Below are 17,083 nucleotides of genomic sequence, written 5' to 3'. Positions count from 1 at the left end.
TCCGCGCGCGCGCGGCGGCGCCGGGGGGCGGGGGGGGGGGCGGGGGGGCGGGGGGCCCGGCCGGCCCCCCCCCCCCGGGGGCCCCACCGTCAGCCGACGGACGGCCGGCGGTGGGCCCACGGGTGGGCGAGTTCGAGGAGACGGGACACCTGGAGCAGGAGGTCCTCCCGCCACGGCGCGGCGACGATCTGGACACCCACGGGCAGACCGGTGGCGTCGTCCTGGTGCAGGGGCACCGAGATCGCCGGCTGGCCGGTGATGTTGAACACCGAGGTGAACACCCCCATCGGGTAGCTGTTCCGCAGCGCCGTCAGGGGATCGTCGCCGGTGCCCGCCCGCCAGGCACCGACCAGCGGCGGGAGACAGGCCATCGTGGGCGTCACGAGGAGGTCGAACCCGGCGACGAAGCCTTCGACGATGCGCCGCGACAACTGCTGGGCCCGCTTCACCCCTTCCGCGTAGGCCCACGAGTCGATCGAGCGGGCCGCGTCCCGCAGGGCACGGTTGTGGGGCTCGACACGGTCCGGGTCCGCGAGCGCGATCCCGGCGCCGCCGACGTTCCACAACATCGTGAACGACGCGACCAGTTCGTCCGTCGGGGGCAGCGGAAGCCGGGTGTCGACGACGTGGTGACCGGCCGATTCGAGGGTCCGGAGCGCGAGGTCGACGGCGGCCGTGCACGCCGGGTCGACGGCTATCCCGTCGACCGGGGAGTCGGTGAGCACACCGATCCGCAGCCCGGCCGACAGGTCCGCCTCCACCGCGCCGGCGAAGGACCGGGCCGGAGCCGGCGGGGACCACCACGCGGCCGGATCGTGCCGGGCCAGCACGTCGAGGGCGGCCGCGGTGTCGGCGACCGTGCGGGTGAGCACCCCGCTGGTGCCGAGACCCTCCACACTGACGGTCCCGTTGGTGACCAGGCCACGGGTGGGCTTGAGCCCGACGAGGCCGTTGCACGAGGCGGGAATGCGGATCGACCCGCCGCCGTCCTCGGCGTGGGCGATCGGCGCCATCCCGGCCGCGACGGCAACGCCCGCTCCGCTCGACGACCCGCCCGGCGTCCGGTCCTGGTCCCACGGGTTGCGCGAGATGCCCAACGCCTCGGACTCGGTGAAGGGCAGGGCGCCGAACTCGGACGTGGTGGTCTTGCCGAGCAGGACGAACCCCGCGTCCACCAACCGCTGCACGACCCGGTCCGACGCCGCGGCCGGCGCTGTCCCGGCCCCGGCGGACCCGTGGGTGGTCGGCCAACCCGCCACGTCCAGCAGGTCCTTGACCGGCAGCGGGACGCCGAGGAACGGCGGGAGGTCCTCGGCGCACGCGGCCCGTGCCACGGCATCGGCCGCGGCGGACGCCGCCTTGCGGACGTCGTCGTCGGCCCGGTGGCAGAAGGCGTTCAGCCGGGGGTCGAGCGCGTCCATCCGTTCGAGACAGCGGTCGGCCACCTCGACCGGGCTCACCTCCTTCCGGCGGATGGCCGCGGCGAGCCCGACGGCCGAGGTGAACGGGTCGATCGATGAAGGCATCACGAACGGTCCTCTCCAGTAAGGGACTTGCAGGTGCCGTCAGTGTCGACGCGGCTCCGGCCTCGTGTCTTGGACGAATGTCGCGTAGCTTGGCGGCATGCGATCCGCCGAGCCGGCCCCTGCCGCCGCGACGCCCTGGCACATCGCGACCCCGTCACGGCCGGGCCGGTTGCGGGGCGTCGGTATGGCCGGGTTCCGCGCCCGCGGCACGGACCTCGTCGACCTGGGCGTGGTCCCGTACCCGGCCGTCACGGTGGCCCTCGACGTCGGCGACGGGCCGCTCACCGTCGGCGACACCACCGGCCGGCAGCAGAGCGGCAGCGTCGTCGTCGGACTCGCGCCCAGCGGCGTCCGGGGGCACGGCCGCGGCATCGAGTGCCTGCAGCTGCGGCTGTCACCGGTGGTCGCGCACGCCGTCCTCGGCGCCTCCGCGGAGCTCGGCGGGACGGTGGTCTCCCTCGGCGACCTCTGGGGCCGCGACGCCGCCCGGATCGAGGAGCGGCTGCACGCCGCCCGGTCCTGGGACGACCGGTTCGCGATCGCGGACGCCGCGCTCGCCCGGCGGCACCAGGCCGGCCCTGCGGTCGATCCCGAAGTCGCCTTCGTCTGGGAACAGATGGTGCGGAACCGCGGCGGGGTCCGGGTCGACCAGCTGGCGGCCGAGGCCGGCTGGAGCCGTAAGCGGCTGTGGTCCCGGTTCCGTTCCCAGATCGGCCTCACCCCCAAGCGCGCCGCCCGGCTCGTCCGCTTCGACCACGCGGCCCACCGCCTCGCCGCCGGGCACACCGCCGCACTGGTGGCGGCGGAGGCCGGCTACGTCGACCAGTCCCACCTCCACCGGGACATCCTGGCCTTCGCCGGAGTGACCCCCACCGCCGTCGCGGCCGCCCCCTGGCTCACGGTCGACGACGTCGCGTGGGCCGCGCCCGCCTACCTCTCCCCTTCGTAGCGCAGCATCCACGCGCATCCGGTGCGCGGCCGGTGGCACCGGCCGTGGCGGGAACATTTCTCCAAGACCGCGGCCGGCTGCGCCTGCGACGCTCCGGGCATGTCCAAGAACCGGAACGACTCACCACAGCCGCCCCTCCGACGGCCCCGGTACGGCGTCGACGCACCGGCCTTCCCGGCGACACTCGGCGCCGCCGCAGCGGCCTGCTACCTGGCCGCCGGCCGGTGGCGGTCCGGGCGGGCCGCGCTGCTCACCGCCGGGACGGCACTGCTCGCCCACACCGGCGTCTACCTGCACACCACACTGTGCGGCAAGCTGAGCGTCTGGGCGCGGGAACTCGACGCGGCCGGCCTGAAGGGCGACGAGGAACTGCTGGACCTGGGCTGCGGTCGCGGCGCGGTGCTGATCGAGGCGGCCAGACGGCTCCCCTCCGGGCGCGCCGTCGGCGTGGACCTGTGGTCCGGGAAGGACCAGAGCGGCAACACCCCCGAGGCGACCCTCGCCAACGCCGCCGCGGCCGGGGTGTCCGACCGGGTGGAGGTGCACACGGCCGACATGACCGCGCTGCCGTTCGCAACCGGCTCCTTCGACGTCGTGACGAGCGCCCTGGCCATCCACAACATCCCGTCCCCCAAGGCGCGGTACCGCGCGGTGGACGAGGCCATGCGCGTGCTGCGCCCCGGCGGGCACCTGCTCGTCGCCGACTTCCGGCCCATGGCCGGGAAGTACGCCGCACATCTCGGCCACGGCACGCTGCGCGACCTCGGCCCCGAGTACTGGTACGGCGGCCCCTGGCTGGGCGTCACCCTGCTGCACGCCGTCAAGGAACACTGAGGAGTCCTCCGGGACGGCGGGCGACCGCGCAGGTGCGGCCCTGCGAGGGCCGGCCCCGGCGCGGGCCGGCCGTGGACGCGGGTGGACAGGAGTGGACGGCCACCGCCCGCGGCCGGCCTGGAAATCGGACACCGTCCACGGGGAGTCCGTGCCCCATGAGCCGCGCGCCCGCCTGAAGGGGGGCCGCCGCGTGAGGCCGCCGCGGCACGTGTCACGCGAGATCCACGCCCCCGCCGGAAACCGGCCGTCCACTGCCGTACGCGCCCGCCATGGCCGAGGTTCCCGTGGTGAGGAACTCCCGGATGCCCAGCAGGTAGGTGTCGCGGTCGACGGCACCGTCGTGATCGCCGTCGAGGGCGTCGAAGGCCGCATCGGCATCGGGTGCCGCGTTGCCCGAGGCCCTGCGCAGGCGGGTGAACTCCTCCCGGTCCAGGCGGCCGTCGGCGTCGGCGTCGGCGAGGTCGAACAGCGAGCCGAGCGCGGGCCGGCACACCTTCTCGAACGCCTCGTGCCCCGCCCAGGAGCTGTACTCCTCGAAGGTGACGCGGTGGTCCTGGTCGGCGTCCATGTGCCTCCAGACCTCCTCGTGGGCGGCCCGCGCCACGAGGACCAGCGGGTCCCGTGCGCCGCGCCCCAGCGCCGCAGCCGCCCGGTCGACCCTGGCGAGGTACTCCGCCCGGGAGACGACGCCGTCACCGTCGGTGTCCAGCATGGAGAAGATGCGACGCTTCGCCGTTTCCGACACTGTGTTCCCTCGCGATCACTGTCCGTTGCCTTCGCCGCCACCCTATCGGCGGAGCCGGCCGGAACGGCGGAGGCAGGCCACCGGGCCGGGCACCGGCAGGTCCGGACCGCGGACCGATTGTTTTTGAATGGTCGCTCATGTATATTCGTCCCATGCCCAGACGCCGCGAGTTCGAGCCCGACACCGTGCTGAACGGGGCCATGCTGCGGTTCTGGGAGCGCGGCTACCGGGCCACCTCGATCGAGGACCTGGTGAAGGCGACCGGAGTGAACCCGGGCAGCATCTACAGCGTCTTCCCCGGGGGCAAGCGGGCACTGTTCCTGAAGTCACTGGAGCGCTACTCCCAGCTGGTCGTGCCCCAGAAGCTCGGCGCACTGGAGGCCCCCGGGGCCGGTCTGGCGGAGCTGCGCGGCTACTTCGACGGACTCGTCCAGGACCTGCTCAGCCCCGAGGGCCGGCAGGGATGCCTCCTGGTGAACACCGCGATCGAGAACGCCGCCGAGGACGACGAGGCCGCAGCCGTCGTCCGCGGCCACCTCGCCCGCCTGGAGCGCTGCATGACCACCGCCCTGGAGAACGGCCGCCGCCGCGGCGAGGTCCGCGACTCGGTGGATCCGACCGGCAGCGCCAAGCTCCTGGTCGCGACCTGCCAGGGGCTGATGGTCGTGGGCAAGGCCAACCCGGACGAGACACTGCTGCGCGCCGTCACGGACAACGCCTTCGCCGCCCTCATCTGAGGGGCGGCGGAGCACACAAGGGCCACCGGAAACGGTGGCCCCCTTTTCGACCCGATATTTGAATCATCATTCAAGAACAGGGAGCGATCATGAAGGCCATCACCATCTCCACCTACGGCGGGCCCGAGGTCCTCACCGTCACCGAACTGCCCGACCCCGTGCCCGCCACCGGCGAGGTGCTGGTCCGGGTCAAGGCGATCGGCCTCAACCACGCCGAGGCGTACATGCGTGCGGGCGCCTGGGGCAAGGTCGCGGCCGTCACCGGGATCGAGTGCGCCGGGACCGTCGAAGCCGACCCCTCCGGCGAACTCCCCACCGGGACGACAGTGGTGGCGATCCTCGGCGGCATGGGCCGCACCCGCAACGGCAGTTACGCAGAACTCGTGACGGTACCCGCGACCAACGTGGTGCCGGTCCGCTCCGCACTCGGATGGGCTGACCTGGCAGCCGTCCCCGAGGTCTACGCGACCGCCTGGAGCAGCCTGTTCGGCACCCTGGAGCTGCGCCCCGACGAGACGGTCCTGGTCCGCGGCGCGACGTCCTCGCTCGGCCAGGCCGCCGTCAACCTCGCCGTCGACCACGGCGCCCGCGTCCTCGCCACCACCCGCAACCCCGCCCACGCCGCCCTGCTCAAGCGGCTCGGGGCCGAGGAGGTGCTCATCGACGACGGCCGGCTGAGCAGCCGGGTCCGGGACCGGGGCATCCCCGTGGACGCCGCGCTCGACCTCGTGGGCAACAGCGTCCTGCGCGACTCGCTCGCCACCGTCCGACCCCGCGGCCGCGTCTGCCAGGCCGGCTTCCTCGGCGGCTTCGCACCGGTGACCGACTTCGACCCGATCGCCGACCTTCCCAGCGGCGTCCGGTTCAGCTTCTTCGGCAGCGCCTTCGTCCTCGGCGGACCGGACTTCCCGCTCTCGGACATCCCGCTGGACACCGTCTACGCCAAGGTCGAGGCGGGAACCCTGCCCGGACGCCCGGTCCGGACCTTCCGCTTCGACGAGATCGTCGAGGCCCACCGCGTGCTGGAGAGCGGTCAGGCGCTGGGCAAGATGACCGTCACCGTCGACTGACGAGCCGCACCGCCCCGCCGCCGGACGCCGGCCGCCTCAGCCCGTCGCGGCCGCGTGCAGCAGGCCGCCGGCGCGGGCGGCCAGGGCGTCGGCGCCGCAGTGGGTGGCCAGCTCCAGCCCCTGCGCCAGGGCGGTGCGGGCGGCCGGAGCGGCGCCCAGCGCCTCGCCCAGGTCGACCAGGGCGATCGCGTGCTCGTAGCGGGCGGGTGAGCGCTCCAGGTGCCGGACGGCCTCCGTGAGCAGCTCGGCCGCGCGGGGCCGGTCGTGCACCGCCGCGCCGAGCCGCAGGGCGCTGCCGACGGCCGAGTCCGTCCCGGACCGGCGGGCCCGGCGGACGGCCTCCTCGGCGAGTTCACGGGCCCGCTCCGGTTCGTCCGGGGCGACGGCGCGCGCCAGGTGCCCGAGCCACGGCGCCCACACCGTGTTGCGCCAGCCGCGTGCGTCCAGCGCTTCGCCGGCGGCCGCCAGCGTCGCGGCCGCGCCGGGCGCGTCGCCGCGGGCCAGCAGGAGGCGGCCGTACAGCGTGGGGGCGTCGGGCAGCACCATCACCGTCGGGTACGGCGGACCGAAGGCGTGCCTGCGGGCCAGCTCCAGGGCCTCGGGCAGCCGGCCGCGCGCGGCCAGGGTCTCGGCCAGCGCCCCGACCGCGTCCCAGTGCAACGGGACGCCCGGGCCGATCCGTTCGGCGAGGCGCAGCGCCCGGCGCAGGTAGTCCTCCGCCTCCGCCAGGGCGCCGCAGCGGAACCGGAGCATGCCGGTCAGCAGGTAGGCGAAGCCGAGGTGCCCGCCGCTCCACCCGGCGACCTCGTACGCGCGGACCGCCTCGGTGAACAGCTCCTCCGCCCGGTCGACCCGGTCGGCGTAGAGGTAGCTGATGCCGAGGATCCCGGGCAGCTCGAAGCCCCAGGTGGTGTTGGTCCAGCCCAGGCTGCGGGGCAGCCGGCCGTCTTTCAGTGCGGACTCGGCCAGGACCATCGCCTCGTCGCGGTGCGCGCCGCGCAGCGTGAGGTCCCAGCAGCGCAGCACGGCCACCGCGTGCGCCAGGCCGTCGTGTTCGAAGACGCCCCCGGCCGGAGCCGCCCCGCCGTCCGCGCCGGTGCCGGTACCGGCCGCGGTGCGGGCCGGGCCGTCCGCCCCGGTGTCGCTGAAGGCCAGGCCGACCGTGGCGAGCATCCGGTCGAAGTCCTCGAGCCTGCGGGAGCGGCCCGGACCGTCCGCGTCCTCGGACTGGAAGGCGGCGAACATGAAGTGGGCGACGTCCAGGCGCAGGCGGCCCGGGCCGGGGAGGGTGCGGGCGGCCTCCTCGGCGCACACCGCGGCGGCCTCGCCGACCCGGTTGCTGTGGGCGAGGGCCTGGGCGAGCCGGAAGATCGCGTCCACCCGGAGCCCGGGGTCGAGCCCGTACGGGTCCGCGAGCGCCAGGCGCAGCTGGTTGACCGTGGTCGCCGGGTCGGTGAGCAGGGCCGAGCAGCCGAGTTCGTAGAGCACCGCGGCCCGGTCCTCGTCGGCGGGCGGTTCGCTGATGGCACGGCGCAGGCAGCGCTGGGCCGCCTCGGGCGCACCGATGGCGAGGTGCTCGCGGGCCGCCCGGCGCAGCTTGCCCACGATCTCACCGTCGCCGTCGGGAAGGGTCTCCAGCAGGTGCCGGGACGCGGTCAGCAGGCCGAGGCCGGCGTTCTCGGTCTCGACGGCGGCGACCCCGTGCATCCCGGTGCGGGTGGCGGGCGGCATCGACTGGTAGACGGAGGTGGCGACCAGCGGGTGGACGAACTCCAGCCGGCCTCCCGGCGTGCTGGTCAGCACCCCGTGCCGGCGCAGCTGCCGGACGGACTCGGCGGCGGCGTCCGGGCCCTGGGCGCAGATGACGGCGGCGAGGTCGGGGCGGATGTCGGTGCCCAGCATGGACGCCGCCCAGGCGAACTGCACGGCGGTCGGGCCGATCTTGTCCAGCCAGTGCCGGAGCGTCATCCCCCGTGCGCCGGCCGCGAGTTCGCGGAGCTGGCCGGTGCTCTCCTCGACGGGGTCGAGCCGCTGGTCGGCCACCTCGCGCAGCAGGGCGGTGGTCTCGTACGGGTTGCCGCCGGTGACCGCCCAGACGTGGCGGCAGAAGGCGTCCTCGGCCTGCTCGCCCAGGGCGGCGCGGACCAGGTGCGCGACCGAGGCCGGCTGGAGCGGCCGCAGTTCGTGCCGCCGGCCGGCCCTGCCGAGGAGGCCGCGTTGCAGTGTCAGGGCGTCGTCGGGGAACTCGTCCCGGCAGGCGAGCACCAGCAGGGCCGGCAGCTCTCGTGCGCGCACCGCGAAGCCCGCCAGCCAGCCGAGCGACTCCGGGTCGGCCCAGTGCAGGTCGTCGACGATGACGGCCACCGGCGGGCGCCGCTGCACGAGGCGGGTGAGCACGAAGTCCAGCCCGTCCCGCACCCCCTGCGGGTCGAGCTGCCCTCCGGGCGGCAGCAGCCCCACCGCAGGGCCGACGATGTCCTCCCAGCGCCCGAACACCTGCGTCCGCTCCTCGTCGGACAGGGCCGCCAGCACCGGCTGCACCAGCTGGCGCACCACGTGGAACGGCTCGTGGCGCTGCCGCTCCCCGCCCCGGGCGAACAGCACCGTGCACCCGGCGCGTTTCGCCTCCCGGCGCACCTCGGTCAGCACCGCGGTCTTCCCGAGCCCGGCCGCGCCGGTGTACACGAGCAGTTCGCCGTGTCCGGTACCGGCGGGCCCGGTGAGCGCCCCGACCGCCTCCCCCGCCGACCGGATCTCGGCCTCGCGCTCGTGCAGCCGGCCCCCGTCCCGGCCGGCCTCGCCGTCACCCCGGACCGCCGGCTCGCCTTCGGCCACCGTCGTCTCCCCTCCGCTCGTCCACGGCCGTCGTTGCCGATGCCGAGGCTACTGCCGAACGGACGGTTCCGGTGCAGGCTTGACAATCCGTCAGGCCACGGGCTCCGGTGGCCTCGGTGAACGTCGGCGGGCGTGCGTGCCGGGGCGCCGGACCGGGATCCGCGGCCACGGTCGGAGACGACCGTCACGACCAGGCTCGCACGGCACGCATCCGCCGGTCGGGTGAATACCGGTGACGGCCGCTCCTCCCGGGTGGGGCCGGAAGGAGCGGCCTGCACGGCGGCCGCCGGGCCGTCGCCCGTGCGGCGCCCGGCCCGGCGGCCCCGCGGACTACCGGGCGGTGAGGTACATGCCCGTGGAGTCGCGGCCGGCGGTGTTGCGGCAGGACCAGTTGCCGCTCCCCTTGGCGTCCAGCAGCGTCAGGCAGCGCCCGAGGGCCTGCTGGCCGAAGTAGTTGGGGTGGAACGACTCCTCGACGGCCCCCTGGACGGTGGTGCCGAAGTCGAGGAAGCGGGCCCACTCGCTCCCGGTCGCACTGGGCGGGCTGCCCGCGGTGGCCATGCGGGTGGCGGTGGAGCAGACCTCGCGGCCCTGGAGCATGTCGCGGAGGTCGAGGAACTGCACGCCCTTGGCGGCGGCGACGCGGGCGAGCCGGTCGGAGATCTGCGGGACGAGACGGTCGCGGGCCCAGTCGGAGTCCTCGTCCCAGAACGGGCAGCCGCCGGTGCTGGTCCGGCTCCAGCCGCTCTCGGGGTAGCGGTTCTCGGAGCTGCGCGGGATCGGGGACGGGTACGACTGGAGGACGATCCGGTAGCTGCCGGGGGCCTGGCCCGCCTGGGTCATGACGGTACGGATCTCGTCGATGGACTTGGCGACGCCGGCCATGGCCTCGTCCATCCGGGAGTCGACGGCCTCCTGCTGGTCCTGGTGGCAGTAGGAGTTCCAGATCTCGTAGTCCTGGACGCAGGAGATGATGACGTCGGCGAAGCCGAGGTCGTTGCCGCCGACCGAGAGGGAGATGAGCTTGACGGTGTGGGTGCGGGCGACCTGGGCGAGCTGGTCGGCCTGCGGGGCCTCGCCCTTGTAGGTCTGTCCGCCGTTGGCGGCGCGCGGGATGTTGGCGGACGTGGCACCCGAGCAGGCCAGGTTGATCTGCTCCTGCGCGGTGCCGGGGGCGCTGCGGATCTCGGCGACGTCCGAGCGGTCGCAGCCGTTGGCGGCGCTGGCCCCGTAGACCCGGGACGGGTCGTAGGAGCTGCCGGTCCAGGCCCGGTCGGTTCCGGCGCGGCTCGTGGAGGTGGTGAGGCTGTTGCCCTTCCAGCGGCCGGCTTCGCCGGAGATGTAGCTGTCGCCCATCGCCACGGCGGCCGTGGGACCGGCGGCGGCCGGCGCCGGGGTTGCGGCGGCCTGCGCCGGGGCGGCGGCGAGGGCCGTCGGCAGGGCCAGCGCGGCCACGGTCAGCGGCGCGAGGAAACGGGAGGTGCGGCGGCGCGCGTGCACAGCGGCTCCAGAGGTGTGTCCCGGGCACTGGGGTGGTCCCGGGGTCGAGGGTGGGGGTGACGCGGCCGGCCCGCCGGGTGTGCTGCGCACTTGTGGTGCGGGAAGCACGTGGGGGCGGGGCTCGGGGTCGCGGGCCGGCGTGTCGCAGCAAGCCTCGGGGCCGGGGGCCGGTGCGCGACAGCGTGGAATCACGTGTCCGTCCGCGGAGCGCCGGTCACGTACAACCACGTGACCGGCCGGACCGGTGGGCGCGGAGCGCGCGGCGCCCGGTCCGGTCCGGTGCCGGGGATCAGCGGGGGGCGGCCCGGAGGCCGAAGGCCCAGGTCGCGATCTGGAGGCGGGAGGTGAGGTGGAGTTTGGTCATGACGCGCTGGACGTGGCCCTCGACGGTGCGCGGGGAGAGGACCAGGCGGGCGGCGATCTGCTTGTCCGTCAGGCCCTCGGTCAGGAGGTCGACGACCTGCTGTTCGCGCGCGGTGAGGGGCGAGCGCCCGGGTGCGGCCTCCGCGGGCGGGGCCGGTTCCCAGTCGAGGGCGAAGGCGACCGCCTGCGGCAGGGACATCCCGGCACCGGTTCTCTCGGCGTCCGCCACCTGCTCCTCGGCGAGGTGACGGCGCAGCAGGGTGCGGCAGGCGTCGCGGTGGTCCAGGAGGCGGCCGAGCGCGGGGGGCACGACGCCGATCCGCTCCCACACGGACTGGGCCGCTCCCAGCAGGACGGCGCCGTCGGTGGCGGAGCCGGCCTGTGCGGCGGTCCAGGCGAGGACCTCCAGGGTCTGGGCCGTGGCGAAGAGGTTGTCGCCGGGTTCCTCCACCCTCAGGGCGTCCTTCAGGGCGGTCCGGGCGCCGTCGAGGTCGGCCGCCAGCCAGTGCCGCAGGCCGACGGCCCACAGGGCGTACCGGCGGGACCACTGGGCTTGGTGGGCGTCGCAGAGCGCCAGGCTCCGCTCCGCGTAGTGGCCGGCGCGGGAGTCCGCGGTCAGGGTGCAGGCGACGGTCAGCAGGAAGAGGGTGGTCCACTGCGCCCCCGCGTCGTCGGTCGCGGTGAGCCGGTCGAGGGCGCGCTGCAGCAGCTCAACGGCCCGGGCGGTGTCGTCCCGGAACAGCGCGCTCAGGCCGGCGAGCTGGTCGGCGAGGGCGTGGGTGGGGCCGTGGTCGGAGCGGTCGGCGATGGCGCGGCACTCGGCGAGGCGCGCGGCGGCGGTCGGGGTGTCGCCGCGCAGCAGGGCGAGCCAGCCGTCCGCCCAGAGGGCCTTGGCCCTGGCGGGGGTCGGCGTGGTGCCGAGCCCGAGGGTGCGGTCGAGCCAGTGCCGTTCCTCCTCCAGGCCGCCGTGCCCGAACCGGTGGCTCCAGAGGGCGGCGACGAGTTCGAGCGCTCCCTGGGCCTCGGCGGGCGAGGTGAGGCCGAACTCGACGGCGGCGCGGATGTTGGCGTGGTCCTGGCGCAGCCGGGCGACCCAGGCGCTCTGCCGCGGGCTGAACCAGTCGGCTTCGGCCCGGGCGGCGAGGTCGCGGTAGTGGTCGCGGTGGCGTCGCCGGGTGTCCGGTTCCCGTCCCTGCTCCCGCAGCCGGGCGAGGCCGTAGTGGCGGAGCGTCTCCAGCATCCGGTAGCGGGGCTCCCCGGACTGCGGTTCGCGGGTCAGGACGGACTTGTCCAGGAGCGTGGCGAGCGTGGGGAGCACCGCGTGGCGGGGCAGGTCCTCGCTGTGGCAGACCGCCTCGGCCGCGGCGAGGTCGAAGCCGCCGTGGAAGACGGACAGGGCGGTCCACAGGTGCTGTTCGCGGGGTGTGCAGAGGTGGTGGCTGGAGTCGATCGCCGCGTGGAGGGTGCGGTGCCGCTCCGGCACGGCCCGTCCGCTCGGCGTGGGCAGGTGCGGGCAGGCGTCGAGCCGATCCAGGATCTGCCGGACGGGAAGGACGCGCATCCAGGACGCCGCCAGTTCGATGGCCAGCGGGATGCCGTCGAGGCGGGCGCAGATGCGGCCGGCCGCGGTCCACTCGTCCTCGCCGTGCGGGAATCCGCCGAGGACCGCCCGGGCGCGTTGGACGAACAGCCGGACCGCGGCGTAGCGGGTCAGCGCATCGGGCTGCGGGAGGTGCTCGGCGTCGGGGGTGGCCAGGGGCGGGAGGTCGAGGATGTGCTCCCCGTGGACGCCGAGCCGGTGGCGGCTGGTGGCCAGGATCCGGAGGCCGGGGGCCGCGGTGAGCAGGGTGTGGATCAATAATGCGCAGGGGTCGGTGAGGTGTTCGCAGTTGTCGAGGACCAGGAGCAGCCGGCGGCCGGCCAGGTGGTGGACGAGCGGTGTGAGCGGGTCGGGGGTCGCGTCGGGGGTGACGCCCAGGGCGAGGCCGACGGTCTGGGCGAGCCGGTCGCCGTCCTGGAGGAGGGCGAGGTCGACCAGCCGGACGCCGTGCGGGAACGAGGCTTCCAGGTCGCGGGCGGTGCGCACGGCGAGGCGGGTCTTGCCGATCCCGGCCGGCCCGGTGACGGTGACCAGCCGGGTCCGGGTGAGCAGGCGGCGTGCGCGGGCGAGTTCGCGGCTCCGTCCGACGAGGCTGGTGGTCTCTGCGGGGATGGCCTGGTCCCCAGGCCGGGTGAGATGCATGGTTCATGACAGCGCGTCATGGCCCGGGAGCGCCACCGGTCCGGGGGCGGGGCGCACTGCGGCACGCGGCTCCGGCGGCCGTCCGGGCCGTTGTTCAGCCGGCCGCCGCCGGGGCCGGCGGCAGCTCGTCGACCGCGGTGGCGGTGTGGATCGGGCCCGCGGTCCGGGTGAGCGGCTGCCCGGTGCCGCCCCAGCGGGCGGCGATGATCTCGGCGGCGACGGAGACCGCCGTCTCCTGCGGGGTGCGGGCACCGAGGTCGAGCCCGGCGGGGGCCGACATCCGGGCCAGCTCCCGCTCCTCCAGGCCGGCTTCGCGCAGGCGGTCCAGCCGCTCGCGGTGGGTCCGGCGCGAGCCGAGCGCGCCGATGTACGCCAGGTGCGGCAGCCGCAGCGCGGTGGCCAGCAGCGGCACGTCGAACTTGTGGTCGTGGGTGAGGACGGCCACCACCGTGCGGCCGTCGATCCGGCCCGCCGCGGCCTCCTCGGCCAGGTACTCGTGCGGCCACCGCACCACCACCTCGTCCGCGTGCGGGAAGCGGGCGGCGGTGGCGAACACGGCCCGCGCGTCGCACACCGTGACGCGGTAGCCGAGGAAGGCGCCCACCTCGGCGACCGCGGCGGCGAAGTCGATCGCGCCGAAGACCAGCATGCGCGGCGGCGGGACGAACGACCCCACGAACACGGTCAGTCCGGCCGGCCCGGTGGACTCCGCACCGTCCAGGCAGCGGCCCGCGGTGTCGTAGTGGTGCAGTCCGGTCGTGCCGTGCTCCAGCAGGCCGCGGACGTCGAGGCCCACCGCGCGGTCCAGCGCGGCCGAGCCGAGGGTGCCGGAGGCGCGGTCCGGCCAGACGACCAGGCGGCTCCCGAGTGCGCCCGGGCCGGTGTCCGGGCCGGCCACCACGGTGGCCACCGCGACCGGCACGCCGCCGCGCAACGACGCCATCACGTCCGGCAGTTCGGGGAAGGTCCGGCTGGACACGGGTTCGACGAAGACCTGGATCGTGCCGCCGCAGGTCAGCCCCACCGCGAAGGCGTCGCCGTCGCTCACCCCGTACGACCGCAGCACCGGGCGTCCCGTGATCCGGGCCTCCTCGGCCTCCTCGTACACCGCGCCCTCGACGCAGCCGCCCGAGACGCTGCCGACCACGGTGCCGGAGGCCGACACCGCCATCGCGGCACCCGGCCGGCGGGGTGCGCTGCGGAAGGTGCTGACCACGGTGGCGAGCCCGAAGGTCTCGCCACCGCGGTACCACGGGTACACCTCGTCCAGGACGTCACGCACGGCGTCCCCCTCGCGTACGCCGGCAGCAGGCGGTCCGGCGCAGGCGGCGGATGACCCCCAGCAGGATCAGCGCGGCGACGACGACCGGCACCAGGCGCTTGGTCACCGGTCCGCGGGCCGCGGCGAGCAGGTCCAGCGGCTCCCCGCCGGCCGGGGCGGCGGCCTGCGGCTGCCCCGCGGGTGCGGCCCGCCCGGCGGCGGGTGCGGCCTCCGGCTCTCCGGCGGCCTCCGCCCGTACGGCGGGCGCGGCCTCGCTCCCCGTCCCGCCGCCCCCCGTCCCGCGCTCGGCGGCCAGCCGCTCCTCCAGGCAGGCCACGAACCGGTCCAGCAGCTTCCGGCTGATGTCCGTCATGACGCCCTTGCCGAACTGGGCCACCTTCCCGGTGATGCTGAGCCGGGTCTCGACGGTCACCCGGGTGCCGTCGCCGTCCGGTGCCAGGCGTGCGGTGATGTGCGCGTCGGCGTTGCCCTGGCCGTGCGCGTCGCGGCCCGAGGCGATCAGCCGCACGGTGTGGTTCGCCTCGTCCCGCTCGTCGAAGGCGGCGGTGCCCCGGTACTGCACGGTCACCGCTCCGACCCGCACCTTGACCGTGCCGTGGTACCGGTCGCCGTCGACCTCGGTGAGCTCCGCCCCGGGCATGCACGGGGCGATCCGCTCGACGTCCGTGAAGAGGTCCCAGGCCGCTTCCACCGGCAGACTCACCCGGAACTCGTTGGTGAACTCCATGGAGACGAGCCTCCTTGCCCGGATCCGCCCCGGCGCCCCGGCACACCGGTCCTCGACGTACGTTCCAACGATGACCGGCCGCCCGGCGATTCCCTCCGGGGCCGCCGCCCCCGGTCAGCTCCACAGGCTCACCCGGACGGTCGGCCGGTAGTGGTCCACCGGCACGCCGGTGGACCGGGTCAGCAGGCTCCGCACGGCGGTGGGCGTGGTCACGAACCGGCACAGGGCGGATGCGGCCGGCGAGCGCCGGTCGCCCGGCAGGGCGGAGGCCCGCAGCACACCGTTGACCGGGGTGCCGGGGACGGCGACCACGGTGAGCGTGCCGCGGCGCAGCTCGTCGCGGACCAGGTGGAGCACGGCGAGCGACAGCCCGTCGCCGGCCACCGCCGCGCCCAGCGCCGCACTGGTGCTGGGGAACACCGACGCGTCGGCGTCGCCGACGCCGTGCCGGGTCAGGAAGGCGCCGCCGGGCGTGCCGGGGTCGAGGCCGCCCGGGCCGAGCAGCCAGTGCTCGCGGGACAGCCGGCCGACCGGCAGGTGCAGGCGGCCGCCGTCGACGTGGTCCGGCCGGGCGCCGGCGTGGCGCGGCGAGGCCACCACCACGAGCTGGACGCGCAGGAACGGGATGCGTTCGAGGGTGTCCGCGCCGGGCGCCGCGGCGACCGCGCCGGGCTCGGCGGCGACGGGGCTGATCGCCACGTCCGCGCGCCGGTCCAGCAGCAGCTCGCCGAGCGCGGTGGACGGCACCGCGAGGGTCGTGGTCCGCACGTCCGGGTGCCGCCGGACGAAGGCCTCCAGCAGCGGCGGGACGATCTGCTCGGCGGTCGTCTCGGTGGCGGCGACCCGCAGCTGGGAGCCGTCCGCGGCGGCCTGCCGGACCTGCCGGCGGGTCTCCTCGGCCAGGCCCACGATCTCGGCCGCGCCCGCGGCCAGCCGCCGCCCGCCGGCCGTCAGGGTGATCCCGCCCGCCGCCCGCACGAAGAGCCGGTCGCCGAGCTCGCGGCGCAGCACGGCGACGGCGCCCGAGACCGCGGGCTCGCTGATCCCCAGGGAGATCGCCGCGGCCTTGACCGAGCCGAGCCGGGCCACCGCGACGAACGCCCTGAGCTGGGTGAGGGTCATCGCCGCCTCCAGCGATCGCGGGCAGGCCCCGCGGCATGCCGGCCGGAACGGCCGCGTCGGCCGGGTCGGCTGTGTGGTCCGTGGACGCCGTGAATGCCGTCGACGCCGTGGACGCCTCTTCATGTCAGCCGCGGACGCCTCTTAACCATTCCCTTCAGTCGCCGTTGACCCGGGCGGTCACCGGGGTGACAGTGCGTTCGTGCGGTATGTGGTCCCTGCCGCGGGCCCGTGATCCCGGGCCCGCGGCCACCGGAGGCGCTGCACCAGGAGGCCGTCGTGCAGGTTCCCGCGTCATTCGAGTACCGGCGGGCGGAGAGCGTGGACGACGCCCTCGCCCTGCTGGAGCGGTTCGGTGAGGAGGCCAGGGTCATCGCCGGCGGGCACAGTCTGCTGCCGATGATGAAGCTGCGGCTGGCCCGTCCGGGGCTCCTGGTCGACATCAACGACCTGCACGAACTGGACTACGTGCGGCAGGAGGGGGCGGAGCTGTGCATCGGCGCCCTCACCCGCCACCGCGGCCTGCTGGAGTCCGAGCCGGTCGGCCGGCTCTTCCCGATCTTCCACGACGCCGAACGGGTGATCGCCGACCCGCCGGTGCGCAACCGGGGCACCATCGGCGGCTCGCTCTGCCAGGCCGACCCGGCGGAGGACCTCTCGGCGGTCTGTGCGGCCGTCCGGGCGGTGGCGGTGGTGCTCGGTCACGGCGGGCGGCGCGCGGTGCCGATGGCGGACTTCTACCGGGGGCCGTACGAGACGGACGTGGGGCTCGGCGAGATGCTGGTCGAGGTCCGCGTGCCGGTCCTGCCGAACGCCGGCAGCGCCTACGAGAAGGTGGAGCGCAAGACCGGGGACTGGGCCATCGCGGCGGCCGGCGCCGCCCTGTCGCTGGCGGACGGGCGGATCGCGACGGCCGGCGTCGGGCTGGCCGCGGTCGGGGTGTCGTCGGTCGGCTACCGGCGCGCCGAGGAGGCCCTGGTCGGCCGTGAACCGTCCGGGGAGGCGTTCGCCGCGGCCGGCCGGATCGCCGCCGAGGACTGCGATCCGGTCACCGACACCCGCGGCACCGCCGCCTACAAGCGGCACCTGGCCGGCGAACTCACCGAGCGCGCCCTGCGCCGGGCCGCCGAGCGGGCCCGGCAGGCGTGAGTACG

Annotated in this window: 13 protein-coding genes; 5 read left to right on the top strand and 8 right to left on the bottom strand. The window is 75.5% G+C overall.

The features are described 5' to 3' along the window. Positions 1-89: 89 nt before the first annotated feature. The gene (locus tag ABZ885_RS10830) at positions 90-1,526 is read right to left on the bottom strand and encodes an amidase (RefSeq protein WP_360186226.1); all 1,437 of its coding nucleotides are present in this window, start codon (positions 1,524-1,526) and stop codon (positions 90-92) included. A 97-nt stretch (positions 1,527-1,623) separates the two neighbouring features. Between ABZ885_RS10830 and ABZ885_RS10825 the strand changes: the two genes are divergently transcribed. Next, on the top strand, positions 1,624-2,475 hold the full coding sequence (locus ABZ885_RS10825; RefSeq protein WP_360186224.1) for a helix-turn-helix domain-containing protein: 852 nt from the start codon (positions 1,624-1,626) through the stop codon (positions 2,473-2,475). 99 nt (positions 2,476-2,574) lie between these two features. Continuing rightward, positions 2,575-3,309 (top strand): class I SAM-dependent methyltransferase, encoded by a 735-nt coding sequence (locus ABZ885_RS10820; protein WP_360186222.1) that lies wholly within the window; start codon positions 2,575-2,577, stop codon positions 3,307-3,309. Between the two features lie 211 nt (positions 3,310-3,520). On the opposite strand, the gene ABZ885_RS10815 is transcribed toward ABZ885_RS10820, so the two are convergent. Next, entirely contained in the window at positions 3,521-4,054 is a 534-nt protein-coding gene (locus ABZ885_RS10815) for an EF-hand domain-containing protein (protein WP_360186219.1), read from the bottom strand. Positions 4,055-4,206: 152 nt separating this feature from the next. Between ABZ885_RS10815 and ABZ885_RS10810 the strand changes: the two genes are divergently transcribed. Next, positions 4,207-4,791, top strand: coding sequence for a helix-turn-helix domain-containing protein (locus ABZ885_RS10810; RefSeq protein WP_360186216.1), 585 nt, complete (start codon positions 4,207-4,209; stop codon positions 4,789-4,791). 89 nt (positions 4,792-4,880) lie between these two features. Then, entirely contained in the window at positions 4,881-5,861 is a 981-nt protein-coding gene (locus tag ABZ885_RS10805) for a zinc-binding dehydrogenase (RefSeq protein WP_360186213.1), read from the top strand. Between the two features lie 36 nt (positions 5,862-5,897). Here the strand turns inward: ABZ885_RS10805 and ABZ885_RS10800 are convergent, their stop codons facing one another. From ABZ885_RS10800 to ABZ885_RS10775, 6 genes are all read right to left on the bottom strand, one after another. Then, on the bottom strand, positions 5,898-8,696 hold the full coding sequence (locus ABZ885_RS10800) for an AAA family ATPase (RefSeq protein ID WP_360186210.1): 2,799 nt from the start codon (positions 8,694-8,696) through the stop codon (positions 5,898-5,900). Between the two features lie 330 nt (positions 8,697-9,026). Next, complete coding sequence (locus tag ABZ885_RS10795) at positions 9,027-10,196, bottom strand: GDSL-type esterase/lipase family protein (protein ID WP_360186207.1); 1,170 nt, start codon at positions 10,194-10,196, stop codon at positions 9,027-9,029. A gap of 289 nt (positions 10,197-10,485) precedes the next feature. Further along, positions 10,486-12,801, bottom strand: coding sequence for a LuxR C-terminal-related transcriptional regulator (locus ABZ885_RS10790; RefSeq protein WP_360186204.1), 2,316 nt, complete (start codon positions 12,799-12,801; stop codon positions 10,486-10,488). Between the two features lie 94 nt (positions 12,802-12,895). Further along, positions 12,896-14,083, bottom strand: coding sequence for an XdhC/CoxI family protein (locus tag ABZ885_RS10785; protein ID WP_360186202.1), 1,188 nt, complete (start codon positions 14,081-14,083; stop codon positions 12,896-12,898). After that, positions 14,076-14,810, bottom strand: coding sequence for an SRPBCC family protein (locus ABZ885_RS10780; protein ID WP_360186199.1), 735 nt, complete (start codon positions 14,808-14,810; stop codon positions 14,076-14,078). Before ABZ885_RS10780 ends, ABZ885_RS10785 begins: the two co-directional genes overlap by 8 nt. A 114-nt stretch (positions 14,811-14,924) precedes the next feature. Further along, complete coding sequence (locus ABZ885_RS10775; RefSeq protein WP_360186196.1) at positions 14,925-15,932, bottom strand: LysR family transcriptional regulator; 1,008 nt, start codon at positions 15,930-15,932, stop codon at positions 14,925-14,927. A 276-nt stretch (positions 15,933-16,208) separates the two neighbouring features. Between ABZ885_RS10775 and ABZ885_RS10770 the strand changes: the two genes are divergently transcribed. Beyond that, positions 16,209-17,078 (top strand): xanthine dehydrogenase family protein subunit M, encoded by an 870-nt coding sequence (locus tag ABZ885_RS10770; RefSeq protein WP_360186193.1) that lies wholly within the window; start codon positions 16,209-16,211, stop codon positions 17,076-17,078. Positions 17,079-17,083: the final 5 nt, after the last annotated feature.

It is taken from the genome of Kitasatospora sp. NPDC047058, assembly GCF_040643935.1.
In the GTDB taxonomy this organism is placed as follows: domain Bacteria; phylum Actinomycetota; class Actinomycetes; order Streptomycetales; family Streptomycetaceae; genus Kitasatospora.
Note: the sequence above shows the minus strand (reverse complement) of the source record. Positions and strands in the feature narration are given on the sequence as shown.